Annotated in this window: 5 protein-coding genes and 1 tRNA gene; 2 read left to right on the top strand and 4 right to left on the bottom strand. The window is 70.0% G+C overall.

Translation table 11 applies throughout. The annotated features are described in order from the left end of the window. Positions 1 to 161: 161 nt before the first annotated feature. Positions 162 to 1,481: an ABC transporter substrate-binding protein gene (locus ACGFY9_RS20650; RefSeq protein WP_393755939.1), complete on the bottom strand. Its 1,320-nt coding sequence runs from the start codon at positions 1,479 to 1,481 to the stop codon at positions 162 to 164. Between the two features lie 330 nt (positions 1,482 to 1,811). On the opposite strand from ACGFY9_RS20650, the gene ACGFY9_RS20645 reads away from it, so the two are divergent. After that, complete coding sequence (locus tag ACGFY9_RS20645) at positions 1,812 to 2,867, top strand: LacI family DNA-binding transcriptional regulator (RefSeq protein WP_393755937.1); 1,056 nt, start codon at positions 1,812 to 1,814, stop codon at positions 2,865 to 2,867. A gap of 64 nt (positions 2,868 to 2,931) precedes the next feature. After that, positions 2,932 to 3,717 carry a serine/threonine protein kinase gene (locus ACGFY9_RS20640; RefSeq protein ID WP_393755935.1) on the top strand — a complete coding sequence of 262 codons (786 nt, stop codon included), beginning with the start codon at positions 2,932 to 2,934 and terminating at the stop codon, positions 3,715 to 3,717. A 98-nt stretch (positions 3,718 to 3,815) separates the two neighbouring features. Here ACGFY9_RS20640 and ACGFY9_RS20635 read toward each other — a convergent pair. The 3 genes from ACGFY9_RS20635 to ACGFY9_RS20625 form a co-directional block, all read right to left on the bottom strand. Then, positions 3,816 to 3,888, bottom strand: a tRNA-His gene (locus tag ACGFY9_RS20635). 82 nt (positions 3,889 to 3,970) lie between these two features. Next, a complete protein-coding gene (orn, locus tag ACGFY9_RS20630; protein WP_393755934.1) occupies positions 3,971 to 4,573 on the bottom strand; it encodes an oligoribonuclease in 603 nt (200 codons plus the stop codon). Positions 4,574 to 4,693: 120 nt separating this feature from the next. After that, positions 4,694 to 5,956, bottom strand: coding sequence for a helix-turn-helix domain-containing protein (locus ACGFY9_RS20625; protein ID WP_393755932.1), 1,263 nt, complete (start codon positions 5,954 to 5,956; stop codon positions 4,694 to 4,696). Between the last annotated feature and the right edge of the window lie 44 nt (positions 5,957 to 6,000).

Here is a 6,000-nt window from a genome sequence, read left to right as displayed (position 1 = left end):
GCGTCACCCGCCCGCCGCGGTGGGGGCGCGGGCCCCCCCCCCCCCCGGGGGCGGCGCCGGCCCCCCCCCCCCCCCGCGGGGGGGGGGGGCGGGGGGGGGGGGGGCCCGCCCCCCGGCGCCGGAGCCCGGCGCGGGGTGTGCGAGGGCCTGCTTGGAGCTGCTCACTGCCCGAGCACGTCCTTGATCTCCTTGGTGGCGGCGCTCCATCCCTGGGCCGGGGTCTTGCCCTTCTGCTCCACCTGGAGGATGCCGACGTCAGTGATCGCGGTACCGATCGGCTGGTCCTTGATGCCGAAGGTCTGCACCGGGATCGTCTTCGCCGAGTCGGAGAAGATCTGGGTGATCGGCGCGTTCGAGAAGTACGTCGTCGTGGCGGCGGCCGGCTTCAGGTTCGGGTAGGCCGCCGGGGTGGACGGGAAGCTGGCCTGCTTGGCGAAGACCTTCTCCTGCTGCTCCGGTGCGGTCAGCCACTTCGCCAGCGCCACGGCGTCGGCCTGGTGCTTGGTCGCCGTCGGCACGCCGAGGAAGGAACCGCCCCAGTTGGCCGCGGTCGGCGCGGCCGCCACGTCCCAGTTGCCGCTGCCGGAGGTGCCGGCCTTCTCCTGGATGTAGCCCATCATCCAGGCGGGGCAGGCCACCGTCGCGAAGCTCGCGTTGGCGAAGCCCTGGTCCCAGGTCGGGTCGAACTGCTTCAGCTTCGCCGACATGTTGCTGGTGGCGACCTCCATCGCCGCGTTCCAGGCCGCCTTCACACCGGTCGACTTGTCCCAGATGACGTTGCCGTCCTTGTCGTAGTACCGCTGGCTCTCGCCACCGATGGCCGCGTTGTAGACGGAGGACGCGGAGTCCACGAACTTGGTGCCCTTGGGCGCCTTCTTCATGTAGTCCTTGCCGACATCGACGTACTTCGTCCAGTCGCCCTTCCACAGATTGGCGAGCTGGGTGCGGTCGGTGGGCAGACCGGCCTTCTTGAAGAGGTCCTTGCGGTAGCAGATCGCCATCGGGCCGGTGTCGGTGCCGAGTCCGATCTGCTTGCCGTCCTTGGTGGTGGCCTGGGCGTTCTTCCAGGGCAGCCACTGGGACTTGTCGACGTCCTTGCCGAGGTCGACGAACTTGTCGGCCTGCGTCTGGACGGCCTCGGTGATGTTGCCGACCTCGATGGCCTGGATGTCGTCGGTGCCTGAACCGGCCTGGAGCCGGGTGAGGACCTTCGGCCAGTACACGTCGGTACGGGTGGTGACGTCCTCCTTGATGGTGATGTTCGGGTGGAGCTTCATGTACTCGTCGTACAGACCGGCCTGCTTGTAGCCGAAGACGCCGAAGGTACCGACGGTCAGCGTGGTCTTGCCCTTGCCGCTGTCGCTCGCGTTCGACGAAGTGCCGTCCGAGTCACTGGAGCAACCGGCCAGCACCCCTGTGGTCAGGGCGGCGACGGCCGCGAGGGCCATCAGCCGATGGGACCGTCGGGTACTCGTGCGCATTGCGTCCTCCTGTTGCCTGACGTGCCGACCCCCCGGCCAACTGCATTGTTGGGCCCGTTAGTTCACGCTGCGGCTCGGGCGGGGAACGTGCGGGATGTGTATGTGTCAGGTACCGTGGGAGCGCTCCCACCGGTGATGTGTTGAAGAGTCGTCGGTTCGCGCGGGGGTGTCAAGGGAGCGGACGCGGAGAGATGCGTTCAGTTATTCGTCTGTTAGCTAACCGTGGGGAAGGCGGGGATTCGGCCGGAGGCGGGGCTCCTCACGCCCCTCTTCCCTGATCAGGACTGTTACATTCCAGGCCAACGGGTGGGTCGACAGGAGGCGGAGCCAATGGCAGGCCACGGAGCGCGGAGCCGCAGTGGCGGCCGGCCGACCCTGGAGGAGGTCGCGGCGCGCGCCGGTGTGGGCCGCGGCACGGTCTCCCGGGTGATCAACGGTTCGCCAAGAGTCAGCGACGCGACCCGCGCGGCGGTGGAGGCGGCGGTCGACGAACTCGGCTACGTCCCCAACACGGCCGCACGCGCTCTGGCCGCGAACCGCACCGACGCCATCGCCCTGGTCGTCCCCGAGCCGGAGACCCGCTTCTTCGCGGAGCCGTACTTCTCGGACATGCTCAAGGGCGTGGGCGCCGAACTCTCGGAAACCGAGATGCAGTTGCTCCTGATCTTCGCGGGCAGCGACCGTGAACGGCAGCGCCTGGCCCAGTACTTGGCGGCACACCGGGTGGACGGCGTCCTGCTGGTCTCGGTCCACGCGGACGACCCCCTCCCGGACCTGCTGGCCCAGTTGGAGATCCCGGCGGTGATCAGCGGCCCGCGCTCGGCGGCGGAAACTCTCACGTCGGTCGACTCGGACAACTACGGCGGCGCGCGCTCCGCCGTAGAACACTTGCTGTCCCGAGGCCGCACCCGCATCGCCCACATCACCGGCCGCCTCGACGTCTACGGCGCCCAGCGCCGCGTGGACGGCTACCGCGAGGCGCTCCTCGACGCGGGTCACGAACTGGACCAACACCTCATCCAGCCCGGCGACTTCACGGAGGAGGGCGGCCGCCGGGCGATGAAGGAGTTGCTGGCCCGCCGCCCCGACGTGGACGCGGTCTTCGCCGGCTCGGACGTCATGGCGGCAGGCGCCCGCCAGGTCCTCCGCGAGGAAGGCCGCCGCATCCCGGACGACGTGGCCCTCGTCGGCTACGACGACTCGGCCATCGCCCGTCACATGGACCCGCCCCTCACCAGCGTCCGCCAGCCGATCGAGGAGATGGGCCGAGCGATGATCGACCTTCTCCTCGCGGAAATCGCGGACCGGCGGCCGGCCACGTCCCGGGGGCTGGAGCGCCGACAGGCGGTACTGGCAACGGAGTTGGTGACGCGGGCGTCGTCCTGAAACATGGGGCGCGTTCAGGGATTTCCTCTCCCCGCCCGGCCGTTCACCGTCCAGGCTGGTTCCCATGACACCCCGTCCCCACCCCCTCCTGGCCGTCGACAGGATCCCTGCGACCGAGCCCTACCTCCGCACCGCGGGCAAGGTGTTCCGAGCCTTCCGCGAACAGGACTCCGGGTGCGTCTCCTACGGCGTCCAACTCCCGGACGGGGAACGCTGGTTCGTGAAGGAGGCGACAACTGCCGCCGCCCAGGCCTCACTTGACGGCGCCTGGGAGTTCCATCGGGCCGTACGCCACCCGGCGATCGTCCCGCAGCTGCACCGGATCGCCGTGGCGGACAGCGGGCGTACGGCGGTCGTCATGCCCTGGCGGCACGGAGAGTCCCTCTACGGGCCCGCCCGGGCACGCTTCCGGGCCCTGCCCCTCGCCTCCGTCCTCCGCGCGGTCGACCGCGTCCTGGACGCGCACCTCGCGGTGGAGGCCGCGGGGATGGTGGCGGTAGATCTGTACGACGGGGCGTTCCTCTACGACTTCGGCGGCGACGTCCTCGATCTCATCGACCTCGACGAGTACCGCCCCGGCCCCTTCGTCCTCCAGAGCGACCGGCTCCCGGGGTCGGCCCGCTTCATGGCCCCCGAGGAGTGGCACCACGGCGCCCGCATCGACATCCGTACGACGGTCTACGCCCTCGGCCGCACCGCCCGTCTCCTCCTCGACGCGGGGGACGGTGAACGCGCCTGGCGGGGTACGGAGGCTCAACTCGCCGTACTGGAAAGGGCGACCCGTGCCGACCCCGCCGAACGGTTCGCGGGCGTACGGGAGTTCACGGACGCGTGGCGCGCCGCCACCTGATCTCGCCGTCGCGGTGGTGTGCTCCGCGCAGAGGGGGAGGCTTCGGAAAACGAATCAGCCGGTGACCTCGTTTCCGAGGTCACCGGCTGATTACTCAGGGTGAGTGACGGGACTTGAACCCGCGACTTCCTGGACCACAACCAGGTGCTCTACCAGCTGAGCTACACCCACCATGCCCGGTCGTTCACTCTGTAAGTTTCCGACCGGCCGAGAAAAAGTGTACAGGGTCCGAAGGGGTGCTCGCGCACGCCTTTTACGAGGTGGGCAGGACGTGCTTCGCGGCGATCGTGCGGGCCGTCTCCGAGTCCGGGCCGGGCTGCGGGACGAAGATGGCCTCGCGGTAGTAGCGCAGCTCGGCGATGGATTCGCGGATGTCGGCGAGGGCGCGGTGGTTGCCCTTCTTCTCGGGGCTGTTGAAGTACGCCCGCGGGTACCAGCGGCGAGCCAGCTCCTTGACCGAGGACACGTCCACGATGCGGTAGTGGAGGTACTCCTCCAGCGTTGGCATGTCGCGGAGCAGGAAACCGCGGTCGGTGCCGACCGAGTTGCCGCACAGCGGGGCCTTGCCCGGCTCCTTGACGTGCTCCCGGATGTACGCCAGGACCAGCTCCTCCGCGTCGGCGAGCGTCGTACCGTCGGCCAACTCGTCGAGCAGGCCGGATGCGGTGTGCATCTGGCGTACTACGTCCGGCATCGTCTCCAGCGCCTGGTCCGGCGGGCGGATGACGATGTCCACCCCTTCGCCGAGCACGTTCAGCTCGGAGTCGGTGACGAGGGCGGCCACCTCGATGAGAGCGTCGTCTGACAGCGAGAGGCCGGTCATCTCGCAGTCGATCCACACCATGCGATCGTTCATGTGTCTAACCTTAAGGTGCGCGCCGCTCAGCTGAGCCGATCGTGCGCTGACCTTGTGATGCGGGGGCGTGCGGAAACCCCCGGAGATCTCCTGCGAGAGACCTCCGGGGGCGTGCGGTTGCTACGTCGCGCTCCGCTGGCCGGGCAGACTCGCGGCCCGGCTTGTGGCGTACGCCTCACGGCCGTTCTCCGCGGCGGAGGCCGACGCGGACGCCGTCGCCGAGAGCGCGCTCGCCGCCGTACGACGGGTCTGCATCGGGACCGGGCCGTCCGGGTGCAGCGCGGGCGGCAGCCCGGCCGGACCCAGGGGCGCCGGACCGCCGGGCTGGCCGGGAGCGCCGTCGCTGTCCACCTGCTTGTCGCCCTGGGGCCTGCGGGCGCGGTACGCGGCCCGGTAGGCGGCGGGCGACGAGCCCAGCTGGCGCCGGAAATGGCCACGCAGAGCCACCGGCGAGCGGAAGCCGCAGCGGCCCGCGACCTCGTCCACCGAGTAGTCCGACGTCTCCAGCAGGCGCTGCGCCTGGAGCACCCGCTGCGTGATCAGCCACTGCAGGGGAGCACTCCCGGTGAGCGAGCGGAAGCGGCGGTCGAACGTACGCCTGCTCATGTACGCGCGTGCCGCCAGCGTCTCCACGTCGAACTGTTCGTGGAGGTGCTCCAGCGCCCAGGCGACGACCTCCGCGAGCGGATCGGCGCCGATCTCCTCTGGTAAAGACCGATCGAGGTAGCGCTCCTGACCGCCGCTTCGGCGCGGGGGGACCACCAGGCGCCGGGCGAGCGCGCCGGCCGCCTCGTTGCCGTGGTCCGTCCGCACGATGTGGAGACAGAGGTCGATTCCGGCCGCCGTACCGGCGGACGTGAGCACGTCTCCGTCGTCGACGAAGAGTTCCCTCGGATCGACGTGCACCGACGGATAGCGCTTGGCCAGCGTCGGCGCGTACATCCAGTGGGTGGTCGCGGGACGGCCGTCCAGCAGACCCGCCGCGGCCAGCACGAAGGCGCCGGTGCACAGGCCGACGATGCGGGCCCCTTCCTCGTGGGCCCGGCGGATGGCGTCGAGTGCCTCCTCCGGCGGCGGCGAGGTGATCGACCGCCAGGCAGGCACGACGACGGTGCCCGCCCGCGAGATCGCTTCCAAGCCATGCGGTGTGGTGAGTTCCAGCCCTCCGGTCGTGCGCAGCGGGCCTTCTTCGCCACCGCACACAAGGAGGCGGTAGCGCGGAACTCCGGCGTCCTGCCGGTCGATTCCGAACACCGACAGCGGTATGGAACTCTCGAAGATGGGGCCGCCGCTGAACAGCAGCACCGCGACGATCTCCTTGCGGCGTCGCCCGGAAAGTTTCCGGGCCGCGGCTTCCGGCGCGGCAGTGGAGTCGTGGCTCATACTGCTAAGCCCCCCTCGGTGGTCGCGGCTCCTCGGTTGTGTCG

The sequence above is a fragment of the Streptomyces sp. NPDC048504 genome (assembly GCF_043200035.1).
Classification (GTDB): Bacteria; Actinomycetota; Actinomycetes; order Streptomycetales; family Streptomycetaceae; genus Streptomyces.
This window is presented reverse-complemented; position numbering and strand designations above follow the sequence as displayed.